Below are 508 nucleotides of genomic sequence, written 5' to 3' on the forward strand. Positions count from 1 at the left end.
GTCTTGTATTACCAACACTGATTTTTGCTCAGGAATCAAAAAAAGAATGTGACCTACCAGCAGATTTTAAAGAGCCATCTAAAATGCCGCGACTGAAAAAATTTATCTCAATAGATAAAAATGTAGATCAAAGTAAAATCATTATCGTTCAAGCTCAAAACGGATATGGTAGCGGTATCTATAATGTATGTGTAGATGGAAAATTGATGAAGTACAAAAAGATGGGATCAATCTTTATGAACTATGATGATAATCCTTTAGATGCGGTTAAGAAATAGTTCGGTTATGAAAAAAATCTTAATTGCATTTTTATTAACAGTGAGCTGTTTTTATTTCGGACAGACTAACATTCAAATGGATCGTTTTAGTTTTCGAAAAACTAATAGTAATTGGGGTGCTTGGCAGACTACTAAGGCTTCAGTAAAATTAGATACTGAATTTCTCATGGTAATCATTAATTATGGTAAAAATCAGGAGACATATACAATTATGAGTTCGGAACCAACTC

1 protein-coding gene is annotated in these 508 nt (G+C 31.9%); it reads left to right on the top strand.

Features of this window, described 5'->3' with window-relative positions:
• On the top strand, positions 1-278 hold a 278-nt coding region (locus ABD994_RS31575; RefSeq protein ID WP_345425842.1), incomplete at its 5' end, for a hypothetical protein.
• Positions 279-508: the final 230 nt, after the last annotated feature.

Origin of the sequence: Actinomycetospora chlora (assembly GCF_039542135.1) — a bacterium.
In the GTDB taxonomy this organism is placed as follows: Bacteria; Actinomycetota; Actinomycetes; order Mycobacteriales; family Pseudonocardiaceae; genus Actinomycetospora; species Actinomycetospora chlora.